This is a genomic window from Mycolicibacter senuensis (assembly GCF_003284925.1).
GTDB classification, from domain to species: domain Bacteria; phylum Actinomycetota; class Actinomycetes; order Mycobacteriales; family Mycobacteriaceae; genus Mycobacterium; species Mycobacterium algericum_A.
The window spans coordinates 14,746-40,827 of sequence record NZ_QMEX01000004.1 but is presented as its reverse complement, the minus strand read 5'-3'; the positions used below and the strand labels follow the sequence as shown (position 1 = coordinate 40,827).

Below are 26,082 nucleotides of genomic sequence, written 5' to 3'. Positions count from 1 at the left end.
TATGCGCCGGGCCGGGTCCCGGGTTGTCGTATCCGAAAAGGGGAACGTTCGTGGAGATCGAAGGCAAAGGCGCGATCATCGTCGGCGGAGCATCGGGCTTCGGCAAGGCGACAGCAGAGCTGCTGGCCAAGCGCGGGGCCAAGGTGGCGATTCTGGACCGGCCGCAGTCCAAGGGCAAGGAGGTCGCCGAATCGATCGACGGCCACTTCTTCGACGCCGACGTCACAGATTTCGCCGGGATCGAGCAAGTGCTGAACGAGGTGGTCAAGGCCCTGGGCGGCGTGCACATCGTCGTCACCACCGCCGGCGGGACCACCGCGGGCGGCGGTATCGGTGAGCGCACGATCAAACGCGACGGGCCGCACGATCTGGAGACGTTCCGCAGCACCCAAGATCTCAACGTCGTCGGCACGTTCAACGTGAGTCGACTCGCCGCCTGGCACATGAGCACCAATGAGCCGGAGGACGACGAACGCGGCGTGATCATCAATACGTCCTCGATCGCGGCGTTCGAGGGCCAGATCGGCCAAATCGCCTACACCGCATCCAAGGCCGCGATCGCGGGGATGTGCCTGACGATGGCCCGCGATCTCGGTGGCGTGGGCATCCGGGTGCTGGCGATCGCTCCCAGCCTGTTCGCCACGGGCCTGACCCAGGGGATCCCGGACGAGTTCGCCGCGGTGCTGACCAAGGACGCGGCGTTCCCCAAGCGTTTGGGCCGACCGGAGGAGTACGCCAAGCTGGCAGCGGCGATCGTGGAGAACCCGATGCTCAACGGCCAGTGCATCCGACTGGACGGCGGCCAGCGCTTCGCGCCGAAGTGACGTTGCGGTCAGGGTTGCTGAATCACGTTGTGCCGCAGCCCTGACTGCAAAGTCAAGGCCGGTCAGGCACCGGCCAGCGCTGGCGGCTTGGCGGCCGCCGGGTCCGGGTTGGCGATCGGCAGGCCCATGAATCGCCGGGCGTTGTCGCCCATGAAGTCATAAGTGCGCCGCACATCCATGCCCTCGGCATACTTCCAGAAGCCTTTCGGCTCGGCCAGGCCTTCGGGGTGGGGATAGTCCGACCCGAACAGCACCTTGTCCCAGCCGACCGTGTCCACCACGTCGGAGACGGCGCCCTCCCAGAACGGGCTCACCCAGATGTTGCGCCGGAACACCTCGTGCGGATGCTCGGGGAAGTTCTGCGGCATCTTCTTGTACAGATCACCGAAGTCGTGAAACAGCGGTCCGATCCAGGAGCTGCCGTTCTCGACGCTGGCGATACGCAGCCTGGGGAAGCGGGTCAGGGTGCCGTGACAGATCAGCGCGGTGATCATGTCGGCGATCTCCCGATGGCCCAGCACCATCCAGCGGAATGCGCTTTGCGCCATGAAATTCTGAGTATAGGGCGGCTCCCACTTGCCGACGTAATCGTCAAGCGGCGGGAAGCTGGCGTGCAGCACGATGGGCAGGCCAGCTGCCTCGACATCACGCCAGAACGGGTCGAACTCCGGCAGTGCCGGCGACCGCCAGCCGTGGACGCCGTTGACCGGCCCGGGCTTGATGAGCGCCACCGCGGCGCCGTGATCGAGGATGTACTCCAGTTCGCGCTGGGCGCCGTCGACCTCGGAGAGGTTGATGATCGGCGTGGAGAAGACCCGGCCGTCGTAGTTGTAGGTCCAGTGCTCGGCCATCCACTGATTCAGCGCGTGAATGATGGCCAGCGTGAGCTGCGGGTCATCAGCGCTGGAGTGCTCCACCAGGCTGGCCAGCGTCGGATAGTTGAGCGCCTCCACCACACCCTGGCGGTCGAGTTCGGCGACCCGGTCGGCGGGGTTGCGGGTGGCCGCCGGCGCCTCGATGGCGGGTCCTTGCATCTCGCGCAGGGTCAGTCCCTCAATGTTCTCGCCGGCGAAGAACTTCTCGTGGGCGCCGGGAGCGGCGACCCGTTCAAAGGTCGGATTGGGGATGAAGTCGCTGACGCGGTTGTTGATGATGATCCGGGTCTGGCGGCCGATCTGCGCGAATTGAACTGCGCGGGAGTATTTCTCCGGCAGGTACTTGGTCAGCGCCTCGGGGGTTTCGTACATGTGCTGGTCGGCATCGAAGATCGGTGCGTCACGGAACTGGCTCATGGAGGGCTCCTTTCCCACCGCGAGCAGTCGCGAAAGCCCCTAAAATCAGTGTGTTTTGGGGGCTTTCATGTCTGCTCGCGGTACTTATGTCGTCAGGATGGTGGCCGCAGCGGTGCCCGGCGCCCCGTAGAGCTGAGCGAACCCCACCTTGGGCTCGCCCGGCACCTGGCGGTCACCGGCCTCGCCGCGCAGTTGGCGCACCAGCTCGTGCAGCTGGCGCAGGCCCGAGGCGCCGATCGGCTCGCCGTTGGCGATCAGCCCGCCGTCGGTGTTGACCGGAAGCGACCCGGAGATCTCGGTCGCCCCCTCGGCGAGCAACTTCTCCTGGTCCCCGTCGGCGCAGAAGCCGCACTCGGCCATGTGGATGATCTCCGCGCCGGCGTCGGTGTCCTGCAGCTGGATGACGTCGACGTCTTGCGGTGCCACGCCGGCCTTCTCGAACGCGGCGCGAGCGGCGTAGACAGTGGGCGCCACGTCCTCGGTGACCGGCGCAAAGGTGGTGTTGACCTCGTAGGCGCCGTAGCGGCGGGTACGGACCTCCACCGCGCGCAGGTACACCGGCTTGTCGGTGTAGCGGTGCGCGATGTCCGCGCGGCACATCACCACCGCGGCCGCCCCCTCATCGGGTGCGCAGAACATGTACTGCGTCAGCGGGTAGTTCAGCATCGTCGAGCCCAGGATCTCCTCCTCGGAGATCGGCTTGCGCCGAAACGCATTCGGATTCAGCGCCCCGTTGCGGAAGTTCTTGGCGGCGACCTTGGCCAATGTCTGTTGGGAGATACCGTGATCGTGCAGATACCGGTTGGCCTTCATGCCGAAGAACTGGGTGGTCAGGTACTGGCCGTTCTCGGCATACCAGCGCGGCATCCCGACCAGCGCTGGGTCCTCGGTGAACGCCCCGCGGGGATGCTTGTCGAGGCCGACGGCGATGCCGATGTCGTAGTCGCCCAACCGGATACCGTCCGCGCAGACCTTGGCGGCGCTGGCCGCCGTCGCGCAGGCGTTGAACACATTGGTGAACGGGATGCCCGACAGCCCGACCATCCCGACGATCGCATCCGGGTTGGCCACCGTCCAGCTGCCGCCGGTCGCGGCGCCGATGTCCGACCATGCCACGCCAGCGTCGGCGACGGCGGCGAAGATGGCATCCACCCCCATCTGCATCGCGGACTTGCCCTCGAAGCGGCCGAACGGGTGCAATCCCACCCCGATGATGGCGACCTCGTTCATGCGCCCTGCTCCATCGGCCGGAAGGCGAACGTGATGATCTCGGTGCCGTCGGCGTCAGTGGCGAACGGCACCATGGTCAGCTCCACCGGCATACCGAACTCCAGCTTCTCGGGGTCGTTCTCGGTGAGCCGGCCTTCCACCCGCACGGCATCGCCGAGCTGCACCAGGCCCACTCCGAACGGGACGAAGTCCTTACCGGTCGGGCCCAGATACGGTGGGCCGGGCGGGAAACCCTGGGTGGTCCAGGCCACCAGGGTTCCGGTGCGGGGGAGCAGCTGCTGTGCCATCTGGTCACCGCTGCAGCTCGGGCAGCGCGGCTGCGCTGGAAACACCGTGGCCTCGCAGTCCGCGCAGCGACTGCCGACCAGCTGCGGACTCTCCGCCGGCCAGGTCGAGATATCGGGAGCTAGCGCCTTCTGCATGGAACCTCCGCGCAACGGGTCTATTAACTGTAATGCTTACAGTAATGTACGCTAGCGCAGGTTGAACAGCGGGGTTTGAGGCGATGACAGCGAACAACGAATCGGCCGGGCGACGCCGGGCCCTCGTCATGGGCGCCAGCGGCAACGTCGGCGCCTGTGTCACCCGGCAGTTGGTCGCCCGCGGCGACGACGTGCGCGTGCTGTTGCGCCGTTCGAGTTCCACCAAGGGCATCGACGGACTTGACGTGCAGCGGTGCTACGGCGACATCTTCGACACCGCGGCCGTCGCCGCGGCCATGGCAGACCGTGACGTGGTGTACTACTGCGTCGTCGACACCCGCGCGGAACTCCGTGACCCCGCACCGCTGTTTCGCACCAACGTCGAGGGGCTGCGCAATGTCTTGGAGGTGGCCGCGGATGCCAACCTCGACAAGTTCGTCTTCCTGAGCACCATCGGCACCATCGCGGTGGGGCGCAACGGCGAAACCGTGGACGAGGAAACGCCGTTCAACTGGGCCGACCAAGGTGGGGCCTACATCGCCTCCCGCCGTGAGGCGGAGCGGCTGGTGCTGTCCTACGCGGCCGACCGCGGCGTGCCGGCAGTCGTCACGAACGTGTCGAATCCGTACGGTCCGCCGGACTGGCAGCCGCGCCAGGGCATGCTCGTCCAGCTGGCGGCGCAGGGGAGGATGCCGGCCTACGCGCGTGGTGTGGGCTCGGAGGTGGTGGGCATCGACGATGCCGCCCGAGGCATGATCCTGGCCGCCGAACGGGGGCGGATCGGCCAGCGCTACATCATCTCCGAGCGGTACATGAGTCAGCGCGAGATGCTCACCATCGCCGCTCACGAGGTCGGGGCAACGCCGCCCCGCTTCGGCGTACCGATGGCGGTGTTGCATATCGCCGGGCATCTCGTCGGGGCGCTGGGGGCGCTGTTGCGCCGCGACTTCGCGTTCACCGCAACGGGTGCCCGGCTCATGGCGTTGACGTCGCCGGCCGACCACAGCAAGGCCACCCGCGAACTGGGGTGGCATCCGGAACCGACCGAGGACGCGATCCGGCGCGCCGCCAAGTTCTACCTGGAGCGCAGCAAGACATGATCCCGTTCACGGTTCGCCGCGACAACGACCTGGTGCCCAATCCCATCGCCCACGGCGGGTGGGGGCCGACACTCGGCGGACAGGTGGTCGGTGGCCTGTTGGCCCGCGCCGTCGAGCAACAGGTGCCCGAGAACGACCTGCAGCCGGCGCGACTCACCGTCGAGATCCTGCGCCGGGTGGCCACCGAACCGCTGCGCGTCACCGCGTCGGTGGTCCGCGCCGGGTCGCGGATGCGCGCGATAGACGCCGCCATGACCCAGGACGGCGAACTGGTGGCCCGCGCATCGGCACTGTATCTGCGGCGTGGCACCCAGCCCGACGGTGAGTTCTACACCACCGAAGTCCCCATGCTCTCGGTGCCGGAGGAGCCCGCGAGCCTTGATGAATCCGTGCCGATGTTCATCCAGACCTACGGCAGCGACGACGGTGGCCGTTTCCCGTGGCAGCACGCCGGTCCGCGCTACGCGTGGCTGCGCGAGATCCGTGACCTGGTCGACGGCGAAGAACTCACGCCGTTCGTGCGGGCGGCGATGGCCGTCGATGTCACCGCCTCGCTGACGAACTTCAGCACCAAGGGACTGGCGTTCATCAACGCCGACTACACCCTGACGCTGAGCAGGCTGCCGGTCGGCCCCTATATCGGGCTGGCGTCGCTGACCCACTACAGCGACGCGGGCGTCGCCACTGGAAGCGCCGCACTGTTCGACACATCCGGCCCGATCGGCAACGGTGTATCGACTGCCATCGCGAACTTCAACTTCGATCCGAGCAGAGAGAAATCTGCGGCAGGCTAGGCGATAGCGCCGGACTCCTTCAGCTTTTCGATGCGGTCCCAGTCGATTCCGAGTTCCATCAACACCGTCTCGGTGTGCTCGGACGCCTGCGGAGCGCGGGTGGTTTCCAGCGGCTCGTGGTTGAACTGCACCGGACCACGGACCACCTTGAACGCCGGCCCGCCATCGCCGGCCTCGACCTCCACGATCATGTCGTTGGCGATGGCCTGCTCGTCGGAGCCCAGGTCCACCAGGCTCTGGAACGGCGCCCACTGGCCCTTCATGGTCTTGAGGTTCTGACGCCAGTATTCGAACGGCTTGGCGCCGATCGCGGCGACGATCAACTCACTGGCCGCATCGGCGTTCTCCATCAACGGCAGCACGTCGGAGAAACGGGGGTCGTCGGCGGCCTCGGGGATACCGAGGTGCTCGAAGGTGTCCCGGATGTATCCGGTCGGGCTCACGATGCACAGGTTGATGGTGCCGCCATCGGAGGTGGTGTAGTTGCCCAGGAACGGATTCGCCGGGGAACCACCGGATTGCGGCATCAGCGAGCGCATGGCCTCGCCGGTCTCCATCCCCTGCGTCACGCTGGCGCCGGCCGCCCACCACGCGGTGGACAGCAGCGATACATCGACCTCGAGCGCCTCCCCGGTGCGTTCCCGATGCAGCAGCGCCGCGGCGATACCGCCGGCGATGTTCATGCCGCCGACTGAGTCGCCGAACGCCGGAATCCCCTGGGACAGCGGCGCGCCCAGTTCTTCCGGGCTCAGCGCGTGGCCCACGCCGCTGCGGGTCCAGAACGCGGTGCCGTCGAAACCGCCGATGTCGCGCTCCGGGCCCTTGTCGCCGTAGGCGCTGCCGCGCGCGTAGATGATGTTCGGGTTCGCCGCACGAATGTGCTCGACGTCGAACCGGTTCTTCTGCCGTGCTCGGGGAAGGTAGTTGGTCAAGAAGACGTCTGCGGTCGCGGCGAGTTCGTGGAGCACCTGCTGGCCCTCGGGGGTCGAGACATCGATGCCGACGCTGCGCTTGCCGCGGTTGGGATGCTCGATCAGTGGATGCCGGTCGGGGTCGAGTTCGAAACCGCCCATTCGGATGAATCCGCGCTGAGTGTCGCCGCGCACCGGGTGCTCGACCTTGATGACGTCGGCGCCCCAGTCGGCCAGGATCGCCCCGGCTGCCGGGACGAACGTGAACTGCGCGACCTCGAGTACTCGGAAGCCGTCCATGACCTTGATCAACTCGGCACGCTCCTGACATCCGACCAATTGGAGTATTCTACTGTAATGGTTACGGTTGGGCATCCGAAAGATGCCGGCGACGTCAAGGTCACCAGCGTCGAGATCGGCGAACGGGCCGCGGCGGCCGCCGAGCCGCGGATGCTGGTCGACGGCAAACTGGTCGACGCGGCATCGGGTGCGCGGTTCGACAGCATCGCGCCGGCCACCGGGCGGGTGCTGGGCGCCACCGCGGCGGCTGACGCCACCGACATGGACCGGGCAGTCGGCGCCGCCCGCCGAGCGTTCGACGACACCGACTGGGCGACCAACCGGGACCTGCGCAAGCGATGCCTGCAGCAGTTGCAGTCGGCACTGGAGGCCGAACAGGAGCAGTTGCGCACCGAGCTGATCGCCGAAGTGGGCTGTCCAGTGATGACGACCCAACTGGCACAGCTGGATTGGCCGCTGGCCGACGCATTGCGCTACCCGGCACGGCTGATCGATGAGTTCGAGTGGGAGCGGCCGCTGCAGGGCGGCGGGTTATTCGGCGAGCGCAATATGCGCACCGTGGTCAAGGAGCCGGTCGGAGTGGTGGCGGCCATCACCCCGTCCAACTTCCCGATCGAGGTGATCCTCAACAAGCTGGGGCCGGCACTGGCGGCCGGCAACACCGTCGTGCTCAAGCCCGACCCGAACACGCCGTGGAACGCCACCCGGCTGGGGCGGCTGGTCGCCGAGCACACCGACATCCCCGCCGGCGTGCTCAACGTGGTGCCCACCGGGTCCAACGAGGTGGCCGGTCTGCTCGGCACCGATCCCCGCGTCGACATGATCTCGTTCACCGGATCCACCGCGGTGGGCAAGCTGCTGGCACGCCAGAGCGCCGACACCATGAAGCGCACTTTCCTTGAACTGGGCGGGAAGTCGGCGCTGATCGTGCTCGACGACGCCGACCCGGCCAAAGTGATCCCGGGTGCGGTCGGAGTGTGCGTGCACGCCGGGCAGGCCTGCGCGGCCACCACCCGGATGCTGGTGCACACCTCGCTCTACGACGAGGTGGTGACCGCGGTGACCGCGGCTTTCGCGGCGGTGACGGTGGGTGACCCGGTGCTGTCGCAGACCCTGGTGGGTCCGCTGATCAGCGCCGCGCAGCAGCAGCGGGTGCTCGATGCGATTGCGCAAGCGCGCCGCGACGGAGCTGAGATCACCACCGGCGGAGGCGAAGTCACCGGGCTACCAGATGAGCTGACGGGTGGGTACTACGTGCAGCCGACGGTGATCGTCGGCGTCGACAACAGCGCGGCCATCGCCCAACAGGAGGTGTTCGGTCCGGTGCTGGTGATCCTGCCGTTCGGGGATGACGACGAGGCGGTGCGGATCGCCAACGACAGCGCCTACGGGCTGGCCGGCGCGGTGGTGTCGGCGTCGAGTGAGCGGGCCATGGCCGTGGCCCGCCGGGTACGCACCGGGGCCATCGGCGTCAACGGCGGCATGTACTACGGCGCCGATGCGCCCTTCGGCGGCTACAAGAGCAGCGGCTGGGGTAGGCAGTGTGGGATCGAGGGGTTCTCGCAGTACCTGGAGACCAAGACCATCGGCTACCGCAGACCGCGGGGGGCCTGAGTCCCCCGCCGCGCCGTGTACCCCGCTCGGGCTCCGGTTCCGGCGTCTGGCGAGTTTCGACCATAGGCGTTTGTGCCCGGCTTGTAGCGACAATGCCTGCCGCGGGCGAGGTCCGGCGCAAATTGTCGCTACGAGGCGGGCAAACGTCTTACTGTCCGCAGCTCACTTGCTGGTGAACGTCACCGGCAGCGACCGCGGCGAGCGGAACGGTTGGCCGTAGATGTGCGGGTTGTCGTCGGTCACTAAAGTGATGTCGCCGAGCCGGCCCAGCAGGCACTCCATCGCAACGCGCATCTCCATGCGGGCCAGATGCAGGCCCATGCAGGTGTGCTCGCCGGCGGCGAACGTGATGTGCGGAATCCATTTGCGGGAGATGTCAAACTGCTCCGAACGCTCCCACCGGGTCTCGTCCCGGTTGGCCGATCCGATGCAGACATCGACGACGGCACCGGCCGGAATCGGCACACCGGCGACCTCGGTATCGCGGATCGCGGTGCGTTGCACGGTGGTCAGCGGGGTTTCGTAGCGCAACCCCTCCTCGATGGCGGGGCCGATCAGGTCGTGGTCGGCCCGTACGGCGGCGAACTGGTCGGGATGGGTCAGCAGCAGATAGAGCAGGTTGCTGGTGGCCCGATAGGTGGTCTCCAGCCCGGCCGGCAGCAGCAGCCGTAGGAACGAGTAGATCGCCTCGTCGCCCAACTTCTCGCCGTCGATCTCGGCCGTGACCAGATCGCCGATGATGTCGGCGGTCGGGTGCGATTTGCGCCTGTCCATCTGATCGAGGAAGTAGTCCTTCAACGCCGCTGACGCGCTGAACGCACGCTCGTAGTTGACGGTGTAGCTGATCAACTCGATCGCTCGCTGCCGAAACCACGCTAGGTCCTCTTCGGGAAGGCCCAGCAACTTGGAGATGACGCGGGTGGGGAACTCGAAGGTGAACCCGGACACCAGATCGGCGGTGCCGGCGTCGATGAACTCATCGATCAGGGCGTTACAGACGGGCCGCACCACGTCCGGTTCCCAGTGCACCAACGATTTCCGCTTGAAAGCCGAGGACACCAGGTTGCGGTGCTTGCGGTGGGGCTCGCCCTCCATCGCCAGGATGGTGGGCCCCAGGAACAGCCCGATCGTCATGTCGTAGATGCGCGAGTTGAAGGAATCCGCTTCGCGGAACACCTGGTTGACTGCTTCAAAGGAGACAGCGGCGAATGACAGCTTCGGCCGCAGCGATTCCGGGGTCTTGGAGTAGTCCATGACCGTTCCGGGGAAGATGCCCGCCTCGCGGCGCTTGGCCTCGAAGTACGGGTACGGGTCCCGGATGAAGCCGGCCGGCTTGTCGAGTGCGGTGGCGGCGCCGTCAACCTGGCTCTCCACGACTGATCTCCCGTCTGGCTGAGTAGAATACTGTAAGCATTACAGTAAATGATTACACCGGCCCTGCGCCACCCTAGGCCAAGCTGATCGGCATCCGCTTGATGCCGTGCACGAAGGTGCTCTGCAGATACTCCGGCTCGCCGAGCGTGACCTCGGGCAGCCGCGTCAGCAGCTCGTAGAACAGGTGGCGCAACTGCATCCGGGCGACGTGAGTGCCCAGACAGTAGTGCGCGCCGCCGCCGCCGAACCCCAGGTGCGGGTTGGGGTCACGGGTGATGTCGAACTCGTGCGGCCGGTCGAACACCGCCTCGTCGCGGTTGGCCGAGCAGTAGAACAATGCGATCTTCTCGCCGGCCTTGATCTCGGTCCCGGCGACTTCGGTGTCCACCACGGCGTGGCGGGCGAACGCGAGCACCGGTGTCGACCAGCGCACGAATTCCTCGACCGCCCCGCCGATCCGGTTGTCGAAGTCGGCCAACAGCCAGGCGCGCTGCTCGGGATGATCGATCAGCGCCTTGAACGCGTGCGTGGTGGTCTGTTTGGTCGTGTCGTTGCCCGCCGAACCCAGCAGCACCATGAAGGAGCCGAGTTCTTCGTCGCTGAGCCGGTGGCCGTCGACCTCGGCGTTGACCAGTTCGGTCATCAGGTCATCGTGCGGCTCGGCGCGACGGCGCTGCGCCAACTCGACGCCGGAACCGGCCAGCACACCCAGCTGCGTCATGACATGCACGGCCCGCTCCTCCAGCGAGGCGTACTCGTCGTCGCTGCCGCTGAACAGACATTCGGCGGCGTAGGCCACCTTCTGCTGATCGGCGGGATCGATGCCGATCATGTCGGACACGGTGCGCATCGGCAGCTGGCCCGAACAGCTTGCGACGAAGTCGATCTGGTTGCCGGTGTGCAGCTGCTCGAGCAGATCGTCGACGATGCTGCGGGCGTTGGTCTTGATCTGCTCCTCGATGCGGCGGACCTGGCGCGGGGTGAAGCCCGAGCTGATCAGCTTGCGGTAGCGGGTGTGCTCCGGGGGGTCCATCGCCAGGAAGAAGGTCATGTTGCGCTGGATCTCGGCCGGCATCGGATCGACGCTGACCCCTTCGCTGGAACAGAACAGCTCCTCGTGCTGGCTGACGAACTTGACGTCGGCGTGCCGGGTCGCCGCCCAGTAGCCGGTCTCTTCGTGCGGGAATACGGCCGGTATCGGCCGGTGCCAGCTCAGCCCCGGTTCGCCGCGCAACGTTGCGAAACTCTCGTCGCGGGAGCGAAAGTCATTGCCCCAGAAGGCTGGATCCGAGATGTCGAGTCGGTGGTAGGGGCGCGGCGAAGTGGGCGGGCTGGCAGGTGAACTCAGGGTCATGTCGTCCTCTCGGCTCAGACGGTGATGGGGGTGCCGGCGGTGATCGAGGTGATGAAGCCGCCGTCGACGGCGATGTCCTGACCGGTTATCCAGCCGGCCTGCGGCGAGCCGAGGAAGTCGATCAGTGGCACGATGTCGTCGACGACGCCGTGCCGGCCGACGGTGTTGCGCACGGTGTCGAGCACTTCTTTGCCCATCGACTGCTCGAAGTCGGCCAGGATCGGGGTCTCGACCGGGCCCGGGCTGACGGTGTTGATCCGCACCCCGTACTTGGCGTGCGCTGTCGCGGCCAATCGCTTGGCGTACAGGATCATCGCCTGCTTGGAGGAGGTGTACACCGGGAACGCCGGATCCTGGCCGGCCTGCCAGCGCAGCACCGACTCGGCATCGGTTGCGTCGAGCAGCCCGTTGAGCGTCTCGATGCGCTGCTCCCAGCCCAGCGCGGCTGTGGAAGCCACCGCGACCACCGCGCCGCCGGGGCGCAGTCGCGGCAGCATGCCCTCGATCATCAGGCGCATGCCCAAGTAATTGATGGTCAACACGTCGGCGGCCGGTGCGGTTCCGGGTACCCCGGCGACGTGGGCCAGCAGGTCCCAGCCGTCGCCGATCCCGCCGGTGAACTCGGCGATGGCACCGGCGTCGCGCAAGTCGCAGCAGACGTGCTGCGACGCCGGGGTCTGCTGTGGGCGCACGTCGACGGCGAGCACGAAATCGCCGCGCTGGTGAAAGTGCGCGGCCGTCGCCGCGCCGATCCCCGATCCGGCGCCGACGACCACCACCCTGCGCTGAGCGTTGCTCATTCTCGCCAGCTTTCTGGTGAACCCGAAATGTCGACAGTAAGCTCGACTGTAACGAACTCGGGGCCTCCCGACAATGCTACGGTTGGCCCTCCGGACCCCCGCTGATCTCCCGGCAGGGGCGGTGCGCGACGCAGGAGGAGCCGAGCATGACCGACACCATCGGGTTCATCGGCGCAGGCAAGATGGGCGAGCCGATGGTGCTGCGGCTGCTCGATGCCGGCCACCGCGTGCAGGTGTATGCACGCCGGCCCGAGGTGCGCGAGCGCCTGGCGGCCGCCGGTGCGGTGCCGGTGGAATCGGTCGCCACGGTCGGTCGCGAATCCGACCTCGTGATCAGCTGCCTGTTCTCCGACGCGCAGCTGCTCGAGATCGCCACCGGTCCCGACGGCCTGCTGGCCAACGTCAAGCCCGGCACCGTGGTGGTGTCGCACACCACCGGCACGGTGAGCACTCTGACCGGACTGCTCGAGCAGTTCCCCGCCGGGCCGGTGCTGGCGGACGCACCGGTCAGCGGCGGCGCCCACGACATCGCCGCCGGGAAGCTGACGGTCCTGCTCGGTGGCCCCGGCGACGCGGTGGCTCGCGCCCAGCCGGTGCTGGCCGCCTACGCCGACCCGGTGATCACCACCGGTGCGCTGGGCACCGCCTTGAACCTCAAACTGATCAACAACGTGCTGTTCGCGTCCAACGCGCAACTCGTCGCGGCCGCCGTCGAATTGGCGAAGAACCTCGGGGTGCCCGAAGCCAGCCTGTTCGCAGCGCTGGAGCACTGCAGCGGCGGCAGCCGGGCTGCGGGATACGTGCAGTCGGCCGGGGGAGTCGAGGACTTCGGCAAAATCGTTGCGCCCTTTATGCGCAAAGACGTGGCAGCGTGCATCGAGGCCGCCGCGGACCGCGGTGTCGAGCTCGGGCAGCTGCGTACCGTGGCCGAAACCGGGCCGCTGGACCTGTCGTGACCGCGCCGGCGGCCGGCGAGATCGCCGACCTGCAGAACCTGCTGGCAACGCAGCGGCAATCGTTCGTCGCCGACGGACCGCCCGATGTGGACGTCCGGCATGGCCGCATCGACCGGTTGCTGGCCCTGGTGCTGGACAACACCGATGCCTTCGTCGATGCGATGGCCGCAGATTTCGGGACCCGGTCGCGGGCGGCGTCGCTCTCCACTGAGCTGGTCGGCATGATCCCGGTGATCGAGCACACCAGATCGCATGTCAAGCAATGGATGCGGGCCGGAAAGCTGATGCGGGCCGCACGGCTGGGCGGGCTGCGGGCCGAGGTGCAGCCCAGCCCGCTGGGCGTGGTCGGCATCATCGGCCCGTGGAATTTCCCGCTGCAACTGGTGGTGCTGCCGGCGGCGGCGGCGTTCGCCGCGGGCAACCGGGTGATGATCAAGATGTCCGAAATCACCTCGCGTACCGCCGAGTTGATGAAATCTCTGGCGCCGGGATACTTCGATGCCGACGAACTCGCCGTCGTCACCGGCGGCGCGGACGTGGCGGCCGCGTTCGCGGGGCTGCCGTTCGACCACCTGTTCTTCACCGGGTCGCCTGCGGTGGGTGCGCTGGTGCAACGCGCGGCGGCCGAGAACCTGGTCCCGGTGACACTGGAGCTGGGTGGCAAGAACCCGGTCGTGGTCGCTCCGAACGCCGACGTCCGGCGATCGGCGAAGCGGATCGCGTCGGCCCGGATGGTCAACGGCGGTCAGGTCTGCGTATGCCCCGACTATGTGCTGGTGCCCGAGCGCGACATCGACTCGTTCGTCGAGGTCGCCCGGCAGACGCTGCAGGAGATGTTCCCGACCATTGTGGCCAACGGTGACTATTGCTCGTCGGTCAACGAGGCCAATTTCGACCGGGTGCTGGCCCTGGTCGACGATGCCCGCGAACGCGGCGCCAGGGTGGAAACCATTGCGCCGGAAGGTGAGTCGCTGCCGGATCGCGCCTCCCGCAAGATCGCCCCGACCATCGTTCGCGACGTCGACGACACGATGCGGATCGCCGAGGAGGAGATCTTCGGGCCGGTGTTGATGGTGCAGGGATACCGAACCGTCGATGAGGCGATCGATCAGATCAATGCGCGTCCCGCGCCGCTGGTCGCCTACTGGTACGGCCCCGACGACGGCAGCTTCCGGGATTTCGTGCGGCGCACCCGAAGCGGTGGTGTGGCCCGCAACGACTTCGCCGCGCAGATGATCCCGTCGGCTGCCCCGTTCGGCGGTGTGGGGCGCAGCGGGATGGGCGCCTATCACGGCAAGGCCGGCTTCGACGCCTTCAGTCACTACCGAACGGTGGTCGGCTCAGACCTGCCGTTCAGCCTGACCGGGTCCGCGGCGCCGCCGTTCAAACCCGGGATGCGGTTCTACGCCGATGCGATGTTGCGCAGGGCGCGCAACCGAACCCACCGGCGGCTCAAGCGCGGCTAGCCCTGTTCGGCCTGCTCGCGGGCCCACCGGTAGTCGGCCTTGCCCGCCGGGCTGCGCACGATCTGCGGGCGGAAGACGATCGCCTTGGGCAGCTTGTAGCGGGCCAGCGATCCGCCGGCGTGCTCGATGATCTCGGCCGAGGTGGCGGACGCCTGGTCGGCCAGAGCGACCACGGCCACCACCTCCTGCCCCCAGCGTTCGCTGGGCCGGCCGGCGACCACCACGTCGACCACGGCCGGGTGCGAGGCGATCGCCATCTCGACCTCCTCGGCGAAGATCTTCTCCCCACCGGAGTTGATCGTCACCGAATCCCGGCCGAGCAACTCGACCGAGCCGTCGGCCAGATGACGGGCCCGGTCACCGGGCACGGCGTAGCGCACCCCGTCGATCACCGGGAACGTCGCCGCGGTCTTGACCGCGTCGCCTTTGTAGCCCAACGGGACGTAGCCACGCTGGCCCAGCCAGCCCAGACCGTCGTGGCCGGGTGCCAGCACCGAACCGAGATCCTCGGCGACCACGCAAGTGTCCGGCCCAGCGCCGAACGTCCCGGTCGAGACCGCGCCCGACGTCGACATGTGGCGCATCTGGGCGCCGGTCTCCGAGGAGCCGACCCCGTCGATGACCATTGCCCCGGGCAGTGTCTCGACGATCTGCTGCTTGACGTAGGGGGTCAACAGCGCGCCGCCGTTGGCCACCACCATCAGCGACGACACGTCGGCCTCGCCCCGCTGGATCGCCGCGATCAGCGGCCGGGCCATCGCGTCACCGACCACGGTGACCGACAGCACCTTCTCCCGCTCGATGGTGCGCACCACGTCGTCGGCGTCGAAATGGTCGACAACCGAAGGGAAGACCAGGGTTTGGCCGGTGTTGATCGCCGTCATCACCGCCCACTGCGCGGCGCCGTGGATCAGCGGCGGCAGGATCATCAACTTCACGCCGGGGTTCTCGGCGGCCGGCCCCACGATGTCGTCGATGGAGCCGACCTCGTCGCCGGTCATCAGGTTGCGGCCGCCGAACGAGCCCATGAAGATGTCGTGCTGGCGCCACAGCACGCCCTTGGGCATGCCGGTGGTACCGCCGGTGTAGAGCACGTAGAGGTCATCGGGGTCCGGCTGCACCGGCGGCGGTTGCGGCGAACTGTCCGCCAGCACCGTCTCGTAGTCCACGGCGCCGTCGAGCAGCGCATTGCCGGAGTCGTCGGCGATCTGGATCAGCACCTTCAGTTGCGGCAGCTCGGGCAGCACCTCGGCGAGCGTGGGAGCGAACCTGGCGTGATACACCAACGCCGTGGCGCCGGAATCGGCCAACAGGTAGGCCAATTCATTGCGCACGTAACGGTAATTGACGTTGAACGGCGCGACCCGCGCCCGGAAACTGCCCAGCAGGGTCTCGATGAACTCGTTGCCGTTGTAGGCGTAGATTCCCAACAGGTCTTGGCCGGTCTGGTGTCCGAGCAGGTCCGATCGCGGCGTGTGGCAGCCCAGCCCTTGCGCATGCAGGTAGGACGCCAACCGGTTGGACCGCTCGACGATCTGGGCGTAGCTGAAGCGCTGATCGCCCTGAACCACCAGGTCGCGATCGGGAATAGCCGCGGCCACCGCGTCGATGACGTCCGGCACGGTGAATTGGGTCAGCGTCGCCACGTGTGCATCAGCTCCTCGGTGGTGGTGATCGTCGCCAGCAGGGACAGGGTGTTCTTGATCATCGCAGCCCCGTACTCGGCCGGCACACCGGCCACCGCGTCGCGGGGCAGCACCACCCGGTAGGCGGCGTTGACCGCGTCCATCACCAGATTCGGGATGGCCACGTTCAACGAGACGCCGGCCACCACGATGGTCGAAATCCCCAGGTTGCGCAGCACCGCATCCAGGTCGGTCCCACCCATCGGCCCCACGCCGTGGCAGCGGCTCAGAACCAGATCCGATGGCTCCGGACCGAATTCGGGCAGCAGGCTGGCACCGGGGCTACCCGGATCGATGCTGACGGCGTCACGCCCCGCGGCGAACAGCCGCGCGTTGTGGTTGGATCCCCGACCGTCCGGCCGTCGGTGCACCAGGCAGTGCACCACCTGCACTCCGGCGGCTCTGGCCACCGGCAGCAGCCGTGCGATGTTCGGACACGCTTCGCGGCGGGCCTCGGCGGCCAGTACCGGCAGTCCGGCATCGGGCCCGACGACTGCGCCCTGCAGCTCCTGAGTCACCAGCGCGGTGTGGCCGGGCGCCACCAGCTCCGCCAGGGCGGCCGTCACGGCAAGGCTGCCGCCGCGGACTCCGGCGCCACATCGTAGAACTGCGTCGCCCATTTCCGCAGCGTCATAAAGGGTTTCGCGTCGACCTTGGACAGCGCCGGATGCTCGACGTAGCGCTGGTAACGCCAGATACCCAGGTCGTCCTCGACGGTGGACAGGAACTGCTGCTCGACGCGGGCGCGGATGTCCTCCAGCGGGGCGTCGGAGTCATCGCCGGGAATCCGTGGCCACCAGATCGAATAGAACAGGTCCGAGTGGCCCTCGTCGACCGGGGTGCAGGTGAAGATCAGCCGATGTTGCTGCACGCCTTCGAAGATGCTGATCGCTCCGCCGAGGCCGAACAGATGGGAGTGGAAACGCAGCGCCATCTGATCGGGGTCGTCGCTGTTCACATCGGGGAAGCCGGCGACGAAGTGCCACTCCCGGTCGGTCATCTGCCAGTCCAGCAGCCTCGGGGTCACCGTGGCGTGGTGCACGTACTGGAAATGCGCGCTGTCGGCGGCGTTCTCGGCGACGATCTGCGGATGAACCGGCTCGTCGGCCAGTCGGCGGGAGAACTCCGGATACGCCCGGTAGTAACCCTCGGGGCCGGTGGTGAACTGCGGGAACTTGCCGAAGATGTCCGGCATCTCCCACCCGGGCTCAGCTCCGTCGGGATGGTGCCAGACAAACACGCAGCCGTACTGCTCCATCACCGGATAAACGCGAAGGCGCAACGCCTTGTTGGGTCGGTCCGGCTGGTACGGGATGAACTTGTTGCAGCCGTCGGGTCCCCACTGCCAGCCGTGGAACGGGCATTCCACCCGGTCTTCGACGACCTTGCCGCCGTGGCCGAGGTGGGCGCCGAGATGCTTGCAGTGCGCCTCCATCACGTGCAGCTCCCCGGACTCGCCCCGGTAGGCGACCAGATCCTCACCGAAATAGTGCAGCGCGCGGGTTTTGCCGACCTCGAACTCGGGTGACCAGCCGATCATGAACCAGCCGGTGACTTTCCAGGTGAACGGGACCTTCATTTCGTGTTCTCCCGCGGGCGCATAACTGAATACCGTACCGTAAACCCATCGGTAGAGGAACCCGAAACTTGGAGGCTGCCACAGCATGGCCCATTCCGTTGCGGCCGCGGACGTGTCACACCCGGGCGGAGCCGCGGAGCACTTCGACGCACTGGTCATCGGGGCGGGATTCTCCGGGCTCTATGCCTTGCATCGATTGCGCGAACTCAACGTGCGCACCCGAGTGCTGGAGATGGCCGATTCGGTCGGGGGTACCTGGCTGGTCAACCGCTATCCCGGAGCCCGTTGCGACATCGAGAGCATCGAGTACTCCTACAGCTTTTCCGATGAGATCCAGCAGGAGTGGGTCTGGACGGAGACGATGCCGGCCCAGCCGGAGATCGAGGCATACCTGAACTTCGTCGCCGACCGACTCGACCTGCGCCGCGATATCGCTTTCCACGCCAAGGTCGTTGCGATGACCTTCGCCAGGGCTACTACGAGACGTTCAACCGCGACAACGTGACGCTGGTCGATCTCCGCACCGAGCCGATCAGCGCGGTCACGCCGACCGGTATACGGACCGAGCGGGACCACTACGACCTCGACGTGATCATCTACGCCACCGGTTTCGACGCCATGACCGGTGCGCTGAGTCGCATCGATATCCGTGGCCGTAACGGGGTGTTGCTACGTGATGTCTGGGCCGAACAGGGGCCGGTGTCCTACCTGGGGCTGCAGGTCGCCGGGTTCCCGAATCTGTTCACCGTTCAAGGCCCCGGCAGTCCCAGCGCGGCAACCAATTTCATCGCCGCTCTGGAGCAGCACGTGGAGTGGATCGGCGACTGCATTGCCTATCTACGGGCCAACGGGCACCGCACCATCGAGGCGTTGGCGGCGGCTCAGACCGAATGGATCGAACACACCTCGTCCTTGGTCGCGCCGACCGTGCTGGTTCACCCGAGCTGCAATTCCTGGTACAACGGCGGCAACGTCCCCGGCAAGAAACGGATGTATATGGGATACACCGGAGGCATCCCGGAATACCGCCGCCGCTGCGAGGAGATCGCCGCCGCCGGCTACACCGGATTCACCCTGGGATGACGCCGATGGGCCCGCCGCAACGGCTACCGCAGATCATCCGGGGACTGGGCGGCGTGCTACCCCGGTCGGTTCGCGCGCTCAGCGGCGCTCCGGACTGGGCGGCGGGCTCGCCACGGGGGCTGCGCCAGCTGGGGGAGGTGCTGCTCGACGAGCTGACGCTGACCGGTATGACGCTGCTGGCTCCGACCCCGGTGCTGGCGCGACCGCTGTCCGAGTGTCTGGCGGCCGCCGACGAGCTGTCCGGACTGGGAATCGAGGGGGCGCACACCGCGCCGGATCCACTGCGGGTGGCGACGATTCGTCGGCGCCGGGCGGCAGGGCTGACCGTCGAGCAGCTGAGGTTCCGCCATGATCCCGGACTGCCCCCGTCGCTGGCGGAGTTCGACGGTCCGGCGACCGCCGCCGTTCAGCTGTGCCGGCACGCCGGTGGACCGCGCCCCTGGCTCATCTGGGTGCACGGGGCCGGCCAGGGCAGCTGGCCGGATCTGCTGGTGGCCCGGGTGCGGCGACTGCACCGGCTTGGATTCAACATCGCACTGCCGGTACAACCCGGTCACGGCGTGCGTCGCCGCGCCTGGCCGCCCTACCCCGGACATGATCCGCTGGCCAATATCGCCGGGATGATGCGCGCGATCTCCGAAGTCCGTGCGGTGGTGCGGTGGGTGGCGCCGCAGGCCACCACCGTGACGGTGGCCGGGGTGTCACTGGGCAGCCCGATCGCAGGCCTGGTGTCCCACCTCGAGAGAGTCGACGCCGTCGCGGTGTACACGCCGATTGCCGGGCTCAACTCGATGATTGCGCACCATCTGTGGCGGTGGGGACCGGCGGGGCTCTCCGTCGCCGACGCGTTGCGCTCGGAGACGGCCGCAGCATTGATGTCGGTGGTCGATCTGTTGGCCACCAATCCGAGACCGGCTGCCGATCGCCGGCTGATCGTGGCCGCGCGCCACGACCAGATGGCGTATCCCGAGCCCGCGGTGGCCCTGCAGGATCGGTGGGGCGGCCGATTGTATTGGCACGACGGCGGCCATGCCGGACATATCTTCTCCCGGCGGGTGCAGGCGGAGACCGAACGGTTGCTGTCGCAGATCGGAGCTGGCCGATGACCGCGTTGGCGATTCCCTCCGGCATCGACGCTGTGACACCGCAATGGCTGACCAGGGCACTGTGTTCCTGCGGCACCATCGCCGACACCGCTGCAGTCACCGGGGTCTCGGCTGAGCGGATCGCCGAGGACACCGGGTTCTCGGCGTTGTTGTATCGGCTGCGGATCACCGGAAGCCAGGGGCTGCCACCGAGTTTGATCGTCAAGCTGCCCGCCCAGTCCGAGGCCAGGGGGGCCATGGAGATCCTGGGCGGCTACCAACGTGAACTGTCGTTCTACCAATCGGTGGCGGGCAGGGCGCCGCTGCCGACGCCCCGGGTCTACGCCGCCCTGATCGACGGCCCGGATTTCGTGCTGGTGATGGAGGACCTGGCGGACTGGGTCAATGCCGACCATCTCGCCGGACTCTCAATGCGACAAGCCCGCGTGGCGATCCGGCAGTTGGCCGGTTTGCATGCCTGGTCGGTCACCGCCGCCGACTCTGATGCGCTCGCGGTCTTTCCCAGCCTGGACACGCCGGTGGTTCGTGAGCTGCTGGTTGCGGCCTTCGGAATCGGATGGCAGATCTACCGCGACAAGTCCGCGGCCCCAGTGCCCGCTGCGGTGGCTCGGTATGCCGAGCGGTTCACCGAGTTCGCCCCGCAGGCGTTGGTGGCGCTGACAGAACGCCGGATGCTGCTGCACGGCGATATCCGTGCGGACAACATGTTCTTCGACGGCGATGCGCTGAAAGTCGTCGACTACCAGTTCGCCTCGCTGGGTTGCGGCGTCGCCGACATCGGATATCTGGTCAGCCAGGGGCTGCCGGTGCAGGACCGCCGCGGCCACGACGAGGAGTTGGTGCACGACTACCTGGCCGAGCTCGCCGCGCGCGGCATCACCGACTACGGTTTCGACGAGGCGTGGCGGCACTACCGGATGGCGGTGGCGTATCTGCTGTTGTTTCCCGTCCTTGCCCTGATCGGCTGGGACACGATGCCGAAACGCTCCCGCGACTTGTGCCTGACGCTGACCGACCGGGCGGTGGCGACGATCGACGACGTCGATGCGATCGGGGCGTTTGCGTGAGCAGCAGGGTCCGCAGCGCCCGTGAGGTGGTGGAGCTGTACAACTTGGTGGTGTGGAACGAGCGCGATTTCGCGCTCGCCGACGAATTGATCGGTGACGTCGTGGTGCGACACGAGGTGGGCGAAGCGCACACGCTGACGCATGACCAGGCGGTTGCGCGGGTGGTGGATCACTGGAAGCTGTTCGACAAGCTGCGTTTCGAACTCAACCTCGTCGTCGCCGGCGACGACGGCGAACATGTCGCCATCGTCTACCAGTCGCCGATGACGCTGACTGACGGGACTGCGATGGCCATCAGCAGTATGGAGGTGTTCCGCGTGGTCGACGGGAAGATCACCGAGGTGTGGAACTGCGGCTACAAGCAAGGAGTTTGGGCATGACCGACCGGGTACTCGACGAACTGGGCTACTACCTGCTGGCCGGCGCCGGTGGCGAAGGGCCGGCTGCGCTGATGGACGAGGCCCGCCGTGGCGAGCAGCTCGGCTTCGGTACCGCGTTCATCTCCGAGCGCTGGAACGTCAAGGAGGCGTCATCGCTGGTTGGGGCGGCTTGCGCGGTCACCAGCAGGATGCAGATCGCCACCGCTGCCACCAATCACAACACCCGTCATCCGTTGATCACGGCGTCGTGGGCGACCACCATGCACCGGCTGTCCGGCGGCCGGTTCACGCTGGGCATCGGCCGCGGCGTGGCGGCCATGTATGCCGCGTTCGGTATCCCCAGCGTCACCACTGCGCAGATGGCCGATTTCGCGGCTGTGATGCGGCGGCTTTGGCAGGGTGAGGTGATCTTCAACCACGACGGGCCGATCGGTCGTTATCAGGTGCTGTTTCTGGATCCGGACTTCGACGAGAACATCAGGCTGGCGCTGGTGGCGTTCGGCCCGAACACGCTCGAGCTGGGGGGCGCGATGTTCGATGACGTCATCCTGCACACCTACTTCACTCCGGAAACGTTGCAGCGCAGCGTGAAAACAGTCAAGGACGCTGCGGAACGGGCCGGTCGCGATCCGGACAGCGTGCGGGTGTGGTCGTGTTTCGCCACCGTCGGCGATCACCTGCCCGAGGAGTTGCGGCTGAAGAAGACGGTCGCGAGGCTCGCGACCTACCTGCAGGGCTACGGCGATCTGATGGTGCGTACCAACAACTGGGATCCCGCTGTGCTACAGCGGTTCCGGGAGGATTCGGTGGTGACCTCGATCGCCGGCGGCATCGACCACAAGGCCAGCGCCGATCAGATCGAGCACATCGCCACCCTGATCCCCGACGAGTGGCTGGAACCGGCGGCCACCGGTTCGGCGCGGCAGTGCGCTGACCGGATCCGAGCGGAGTTCGGCTACGGCGCCGACGCGGTGATCATGCACGGTGCCACGCCCGACGAGTTGGAGCCAGTGGTGCGCGCCTACCGCGAGATCGTGCCCTGAGCCATCCGCGCTGCTGCGCGAGCGTGCGCAAACCCGGTCATGTGTTCGGTGTGTCGGCCGGGGACGCGCACACTCGCCGGAGAAGGCGCTCAGTCCAGGCCGCCGCGGATGGTGTCGAACGCCTCGCCCAAGGCCTGCGGCAGCGCCAACTGCTCGTCGCCGAGCCAGTGTTCGTAGGCGCTCAGCGCAACCCCGAGCATCATCCACGCCACCGTCTGCGGCCGCAGGTCGGCCGGTGCCAACCCGGCCCGGCGTGCCACGAACTCGGCGATGACACTGCGCCAACCCGCGTACATCGTCATCGAATACGCCTGCAGTTCGTCGGTCTGCAGGATCACCCGCATCCGGCGGCGATGCCGTGCCGTCTCACCTTCGTCAAAGGTGTTGAACGCCAACAGCGCCGCGCGCAGCGCATCACCGAGTGGGGCTTCGGGCTCGATACCGTCCAGTAGCTCGCGCAGTTGGCGCAGGTGGGCATCGAAGTCGCCCCACGGGATGGCGTTCTTCGAGGGGTAGTACCGAAATAGTGTGCGGCGGGCGATCCCGGCGGCCTGCGCGACGTCGTCGACACTGACCTCACTGAAGCCGCGGGTGGCGAACAGGTCGATCGCCACGTGGGTGATGTGCTCCCGCGTGGTGGAGCGGCGACGGCCGACGCGCGCCTGCGCCTGCGACTCGGTCCCGGCCACTTTTCTCCCGACCCACTTCCATATCGGCACTCGATGCCATATTCTGTCCGGGATTGTGACCGATCCGACAGTGCGCTGTCGACCCCCACCGCGAAGAAAGGCCCGGCCCATGGACGCTCAGCAGCAGACCGAAGCCAGCACCGACACCGACCTCGTCGTCGAGAACCTGGTCGAGGAAGTGTCCATCGACGGCATGTGCGGGGTCTACTGACCGTGACCGTCGCCGCCGGGGCGGCGCGCGTCACCGACAGCTTCGACCCGGACCTTGGCTGGCGCCTGCATCCGCAGGTGTCGGTCCGGCCCGAGACGTTCGGCGCGCTGCTGTATCACTTCGGGACGCGCAAGCTGTCGTTCCTGAAGAACCTCACCATGGTCACGCTGGTCACCTCGCTGGCCGAGCACCCCGACGCGCGGTCGGCGTGCCGCGCCGCCGGCATCGATCCCGGCGCGGAGCCGGCTTACCTGCGTGCCCTGGGCGTCCTGGCGGCGTCCGACATCCTGATCCCCACGGACCCGAAGGAGACCCCGTGACCGCTCCAGCCGTCGCCCCGAGCCTGGTCGAACACTTCGAGCACGGCCTCGACGCACCGATCTGTCTGACCTGGGAGCTCACCTACGCCTGCAATCTGGCCTGCGTGCACTGCCTGTCGGCGTCCGGGCGGCGCGACCCGCGGGAGCTGTCCACGAGGGCGTGCAAAGACATCATCGACGAGCTGGAACGCATGCAGGTGTTCTACGTCAACATCGGCGGCGGCGAACCCACGGTGCGAGACGACTTCTGGGAACTGGTGGACTACGCCACCGCCCACCACGTCGGGGTGAAGTTCTCCACCAACGGCTTGCGGATCACTCCGGAGGTGGCGGCCCGGCTGGCGACCAGCGACTACGTCGACGTCCAGATCTCGCTGGACGGCGCCACCGCCGAGGTCAACGACCCGATTCGTGGCAAGGGCTCCTTCGACATGGCGATCCGTGCGCTGGAGAACCTGTCCGCGGCAGGCTTCGCCGACACCAAGATCTCGGTCGTGGCGACCCGCCACAACATCGACCAGCTCGATGACTTCGCCGCGCTGGCAGCGCGATACGGCGCCACGCTGCGAATCACCCGGCTGCGCCCGTCCGGTCGTGGCGTCGACGTCTGGGACGATCTGCACCCGACCGCCGCCCAACAGCGCCAGCTCTACGACTGGCTCGTCGCCAAGGGCGACGGGGTGCTGACCGGGGACTCCTTCTTCCACCTGGCGCCGCTCGGCGAGTCCGGTGCGCTGGCCGGCCTGAACATGTGCGGGGCCGGACGGGTGGTCTGCCTGATTGACCCGGTCGGCGACGTCTACGCCTGCCCGTTCGCCATCCACGACGAGTTCCTGGCCGGAAATGTGTTGACCGACGGCGGGTTCGATCAGGTGTGGAAGCACTCCAAGCTGTTCAACGAGCTGCGCAGCCCCACGGCGGGCGGTGCCTGTGCCAGCTGCCCGCTGTATGACACCTGCCGGGGCGGCTGCATGGCCGCCAAGTTCTTCACCGGCCTGCCGATGGACGGGCCCGACCCGGAGTGCGTTCGTGGGTTCGGCGAGCAGGCGCTGGCCGGCGACCGGCAGAAGCCGCGTCCGAGCAGCGACCACTCGCGTGGAACGCGCAGCAGCGCAAGGCAATCCCTGACCCTGCTCACACCGACGAAGCCGCCCAAACGGCTGTGCGATGAAAGTCCGGTCTGATCAATGGCTCGTGATATCTGGTTCGAAACCGTCGCCATCGCCCAGGAGCGCGCGCGCAAACGCCTCCCGAAGTCCGCGTACTCGTCGCTGATCTCAGCCAGCGAGAAGGGTGTGACCGTCTCCGACAACGTCGAGGCGTTCAGCGAGTTGGGTTTCGCTCCGCACGTGGTCGGCGCGTGCGAGAAGCGTGATCTGTCGACTACCGTTATGGGCCAGGAGCTTTCGTTTCCGGTAATGATCTCGCCGACGGGTGTGCAGGCGGTCGACCCGGACGGTGAGGTCGCGGTCGCCAGGGCGGCCGCCGCGCGCGGCACCGCGATGGGCCTGTCGTCGTTCGCCAGCAAGCCGATGGAAGAGGTCATCGCCGCCAACCCCAAGACCTTCTTCCAGGTCTACTGGCTCGGGGGCCGCGATGCGATCGCCGAACGCGTCGAGCGTGCCCGGAACGCTGGTGCGGTGGGCCTGATCGCCACCACCGATTGGTCCTTCTCGCACGGCCGGGACTGGGGAAGCCCCAAGATCCCGGAGCAGATGGACCTCAAGACCATGATCAAGATGATGCCCGAGGCCCTGAGTCGGCCGCGGTGGTTTCTGCAGTGGGCCAAGACCCTGCGACCGCCGAGCCTGCGGGTGCCCAACCAGGGCCGACGCGGCGAACCGGGTCCGCCGTTCTTCCAGGCCTATGGCGAGTGGATGGGAACACCGCCGCCGACCTGGGAGGATATCGCCTGGCTGCGCGAACTCTGGGGCGGGCCCTTCATGCTCAAGGGTGTCATGCGCGTCGACGATGCGAAAAAGGCTGTGGACGCTGGAGTTTCGGCGATCTCGGTGTCGAACCACGGTGGTAACAACCTGGACGGCACACCGGCGGCGATCCGGGCGCTGCCCGCTGTCGCCGAGGCGGTCGGCGGCCAGATCGATGTTTTGCTGGATGGTGGCATCCGACGGGGCAGCGACGTCGTCAAGGCGCTGGCACTGGGCGCCCGGGCGGTGATGATCGGCCGCGCCTACCTGTGGGGGCTGGCCGCGGCCGGCCAGCCCGGGGTGGAGAACGTCCTAGACATCCTGCGTGGTGGGATCGACTCGGCCCTGATGGGGCTCGGGCGCGCCTCCGTGCACGATCTGTCACCGGACGACATCCTGATCCCGTCCGGTTTCGCGCGCGCGCTCGGTGTGCCCTCCGACGGAGGCCGGTAGCCCGCTCAGCGCCGTCCACCTGCGAACTCCCGGCCGGTCCCTGGTACTGCCGTGGCGCACGGGACGGGCGTGATGTTCGGCGATCGCTCCGGAATGCCGAA

The 26,082-nt window shown here is 67.4% G+C and carries 25 protein-coding genes and 1 pseudogene; 15 read left to right on the top strand and 11 right to left on the bottom strand.

Translation table 11 applies throughout. The features are described 5' to 3' along the window. Nucleotides 1–50 precede the first annotated feature (50 nt). Nucleotides 51–824 (top strand): SDR family NAD(P)-dependent oxidoreductase, encoded by a 774-nt coding sequence (locus DQP56_RS02930; RefSeq protein ID WP_112683507.1) that lies wholly within the window; start codon nucleotides 51–53, stop codon nucleotides 822–824. Nucleotides 825–886: 62 nt separating this feature from the next. Here DQP56_RS02930 and DQP56_RS02925 read toward each other — a convergent pair whose 3' ends face one another. The 3 genes from DQP56_RS02925 to DQP56_RS02915 all read right to left on the bottom strand — a co-directional run bounded on the left by DQP56_RS02925 (nucleotide 887) and on the right by DQP56_RS02915 (nucleotide 3,768). Further along, nucleotides 887–2,116, bottom strand: coding sequence for an amidohydrolase family protein (locus DQP56_RS02925; RefSeq protein ID WP_112683506.1), 1,230 nt, complete (start codon nucleotides 2,114–2,116; stop codon nucleotides 887–889). A gap of 84 nt (nucleotides 2,117–2,200) precedes the next feature. Continuing rightward, nucleotides 2,201–3,346 (bottom strand): thiolase family protein, encoded by a 1,146-nt coding sequence (locus DQP56_RS02920; RefSeq protein WP_112683505.1) that lies wholly within the window; start codon nucleotides 3,344–3,346, stop codon nucleotides 2,201–2,203. Further along, the gene (locus tag DQP56_RS02915; RefSeq protein WP_112683504.1) at nucleotides 3,343–3,768 is read right to left on the bottom strand and encodes a Zn-ribbon domain-containing OB-fold protein; all 426 of its coding nucleotides are present in this window, start codon (nucleotides 3,766–3,768) and stop codon (nucleotides 3,343–3,345) included. The genes DQP56_RS02920 and DQP56_RS02915 overlap by 4 nt, the downstream gene beginning before the upstream one ends. 83 nt (nucleotides 3,769–3,851) lie before the next feature. Here DQP56_RS02915 and DQP56_RS02910 point away from each other — a divergent pair, with 83 nt between their 5' ends. Further along, nucleotides 3,852–4,868: an NAD-dependent epimerase/dehydratase family protein gene (locus DQP56_RS02910; protein ID WP_112683503.1), complete on the top strand. Its 1,017-nt coding sequence runs from the start codon at nucleotides 3,852–3,854 to the stop codon at nucleotides 4,866–4,868. Then, the gene (locus DQP56_RS02905; RefSeq protein ID WP_112683502.1) at nucleotides 4,865–5,662 is read left to right on the top strand and encodes a thioesterase family protein; all 798 of its coding nucleotides are present in this window, start codon (nucleotides 4,865–4,867) and stop codon (nucleotides 5,660–5,662) included. The genes DQP56_RS02910 and DQP56_RS02905 overlap by 4 nt, the downstream gene beginning before the upstream one ends. On the opposite strand, the gene DQP56_RS02900 is transcribed toward DQP56_RS02905, so the two are convergent. Next, on the bottom strand, nucleotides 5,659–6,873 hold the full coding sequence (locus tag DQP56_RS02900) for a CaiB/BaiF CoA transferase family protein (RefSeq protein WP_165824884.1): 1,215 nt from the start codon (nucleotides 6,871–6,873) through the stop codon (nucleotides 5,659–5,661). The genes DQP56_RS02905 and DQP56_RS02900 overlap by 4 nt on opposite strands. 57 nt (nucleotides 6,874–6,930) lie before the next feature. Here DQP56_RS02900 and DQP56_RS02895 point away from each other — a divergent pair, with 57 nt between their 5' ends. Further along, the gene (locus tag DQP56_RS02895; protein WP_112683500.1) at nucleotides 6,931–8,487 is read left to right on the top strand and encodes an aldehyde dehydrogenase family protein; all 1,557 of its coding nucleotides are present in this window, start codon (nucleotides 6,931–6,933) and stop codon (nucleotides 8,485–8,487) included. 162 nt (nucleotides 8,488–8,649) lie between these two features. Here DQP56_RS02895 and DQP56_RS02890 read toward each other — a convergent pair whose 3' ends face one another. The 3 genes from DQP56_RS02890 to DQP56_RS02880 all read right to left on the bottom strand — a co-directional run bounded on the left by DQP56_RS02890 (nucleotide 8,650) and on the right by DQP56_RS02880 (nucleotide 12,015). Next, entirely contained in the window at nucleotides 8,650–9,861 is a 1,212-nt protein-coding gene (locus DQP56_RS02890) for a cytochrome P450 (RefSeq protein ID WP_112683499.1), read from the bottom strand. A gap of 73 nt (nucleotides 9,862–9,934) precedes the next feature. After that, nucleotides 9,935–11,215: a cytochrome P450 gene (locus DQP56_RS02885; protein WP_112683498.1), complete on the bottom strand. Its 1,281-nt coding sequence runs from the start codon at nucleotides 11,213–11,215 to the stop codon at nucleotides 9,935–9,937. Nucleotides 11,216–11,229: 14 nt separating this feature from the next. After that, nucleotides 11,230–12,015 (bottom strand): SDR family oxidoreductase, encoded by a 786-nt coding sequence (locus DQP56_RS02880; RefSeq protein WP_112683497.1) that lies wholly within the window; start codon nucleotides 12,013–12,015, stop codon nucleotides 11,230–11,232. Nucleotides 12,016–12,161: 146 nt separating this feature from the next. Between DQP56_RS02880 and DQP56_RS02875 the strand changes: the two genes are divergently transcribed. Both DQP56_RS02875 and DQP56_RS02870 read left to right on the top strand, forming a co-directional pair. Beyond that, nucleotides 12,162–12,971, top strand: a complete 810-nt coding sequence (locus tag DQP56_RS02875) for an NAD(P)-dependent oxidoreductase (RefSeq protein ID WP_112683496.1) — start codon at nucleotides 12,162–12,164, stop codon at nucleotides 12,969–12,971. A gap of 38 nt (nucleotides 12,972–13,009) precedes the next feature. Next, nucleotides 13,010–14,437: an aldehyde dehydrogenase family protein gene (locus DQP56_RS02870; protein ID WP_234825483.1), complete on the top strand. Its 1,428-nt coding sequence runs from the start codon at nucleotides 13,010–13,012 to the stop codon at nucleotides 14,435–14,437. Here DQP56_RS02870 and mig read toward each other — a convergent pair. Genes mig through DQP56_RS02855 form a run of 3 tightly spaced genes read right to left on the bottom strand, consistent with a single transcriptional unit; the run spans nucleotide 14,434 to nucleotide 17,701 of the window. After that, complete coding sequence (gene mig, locus DQP56_RS02865; protein WP_112683494.1) at nucleotides 14,434–16,083, bottom strand: medium-chain acyl-CoA ligase Mig; 1,650 nt, start codon at nucleotides 16,081–16,083, stop codon at nucleotides 14,434–14,436. The two genes, DQP56_RS02870 and mig, sit on opposite strands and share 4 nt — an antisense overlap. Then, nucleotides 16,071–16,688 (bottom strand): cysteine hydrolase family protein, encoded by a 618-nt coding sequence (locus DQP56_RS02860; protein ID WP_112683493.1) that lies wholly within the window; start codon nucleotides 16,686–16,688, stop codon nucleotides 16,071–16,073. The genes mig and DQP56_RS02860 overlap by 13 nt, the downstream gene beginning before the upstream one ends. Continuing rightward, the gene (locus tag DQP56_RS02855) at nucleotides 16,685–17,701 is read right to left on the bottom strand and encodes an aromatic ring-hydroxylating oxygenase subunit alpha (protein WP_112683492.1); all 1,017 of its coding nucleotides are present in this window, start codon (nucleotides 17,699–17,701) and stop codon (nucleotides 16,685–16,687) included. Before DQP56_RS02855 ends, DQP56_RS02860 begins: the two co-directional genes overlap by 4 nt. Before the next feature lie 85 nt (nucleotides 17,702–17,786). Between DQP56_RS02855 and DQP56_RS02850 the strand changes: the two are divergent. From DQP56_RS02850 to DQP56_RS02830, 5 genes and pseudogenes are all read left to right on the top strand, one after another. Continuing rightward, nucleotides 17,787–18,784, top strand: a pseudogene (locus DQP56_RS02850) (flavin-containing monooxygenase). Then, nucleotides 18,781–19,890 (top strand): alpha/beta fold hydrolase, encoded by a 1,110-nt coding sequence (locus tag DQP56_RS02845; RefSeq protein WP_112683491.1) that lies wholly within the window; start codon nucleotides 18,781–18,783, stop codon nucleotides 19,888–19,890. Before DQP56_RS02850 ends, DQP56_RS02845 begins: the two are co-directional and overlap by 4 nt. After that, entirely contained in the window at nucleotides 19,887–20,957 is a 1,071-nt protein-coding gene (locus DQP56_RS02840; protein ID WP_205868785.1) for a phosphotransferase, read from the top strand. The genes DQP56_RS02845 and DQP56_RS02840 overlap by 4 nt, the downstream gene beginning before the upstream one ends. Then, nucleotides 20,954–21,337, top strand: a complete 384-nt coding sequence (locus DQP56_RS02835) for an ester cyclase (RefSeq protein WP_112683490.1) — start codon at nucleotides 20,954–20,956, stop codon at nucleotides 21,335–21,337. Before DQP56_RS02840 ends, DQP56_RS02835 begins: the two co-directional genes overlap by 4 nt. After that, entirely contained in the window at nucleotides 21,334–22,380 is a 1,047-nt protein-coding gene (locus DQP56_RS02830) for a TIGR03857 family LLM class F420-dependent oxidoreductase (RefSeq protein WP_205868784.1), read from the top strand. The genes DQP56_RS02835 and DQP56_RS02830 overlap by 4 nt, the downstream gene beginning before the upstream one ends. Before the next feature lie 89 nt (nucleotides 22,381–22,469). On the opposite strand, the gene mftR is transcribed toward DQP56_RS02830, so the two are convergent. Next, complete coding sequence (gene mftR / locus DQP56_RS02825; protein ID WP_112683488.1) at nucleotides 22,470–23,069, bottom strand: mycofactocin system transcriptional regulator MftR; 600 nt, start codon at nucleotides 23,067–23,069, stop codon at nucleotides 22,470–22,472. A 109-nt stretch (nucleotides 23,070–23,178) separates the two neighbouring features. Between mftR and mftA the strand changes: the two genes are divergently transcribed. Genes mftA through mftD form a run of 4 tightly spaced genes read left to right on the top strand, consistent with a single transcriptional unit; the run spans nucleotide 23,179 to nucleotide 25,981 of the window. Continuing rightward, a complete protein-coding gene (gene mftA / locus DQP56_RS02820) occupies nucleotides 23,179–23,280 on the top strand; it encodes a mycofactocin precursor MftA (protein ID WP_041318669.1) in 102 nt (33 codons plus the stop codon). A gap of 2 nt (nucleotides 23,281–23,282) precedes the next feature. Continuing rightward, nucleotides 23,283–23,600: a mycofactocin biosynthesis chaperone MftB gene (mftB, locus tag DQP56_RS02815; protein WP_112683487.1), complete on the top strand. Its 318-nt coding sequence runs from the start codon at nucleotides 23,283–23,285 to the stop codon at nucleotides 23,598–23,600. Then, entirely contained in the window at nucleotides 23,597–24,784 is a 1,188-nt protein-coding gene (gene mftC / locus DQP56_RS02810) for a mycofactocin radical SAM maturase (protein ID WP_112683486.1), read from the top strand. The genes mftB and mftC overlap by 4 nt, the downstream gene beginning before the upstream one ends. Before the next feature lie 3 nt (nucleotides 24,785–24,787). Continuing rightward, entirely contained in the window at nucleotides 24,788–25,981 is a 1,194-nt protein-coding gene (gene mftD / locus DQP56_RS02805; protein ID WP_112683485.1) for a pre-mycofactocin synthase MftD, read from the top strand. Nucleotides 25,982–26,082 lie beyond the last annotated feature (101 nt).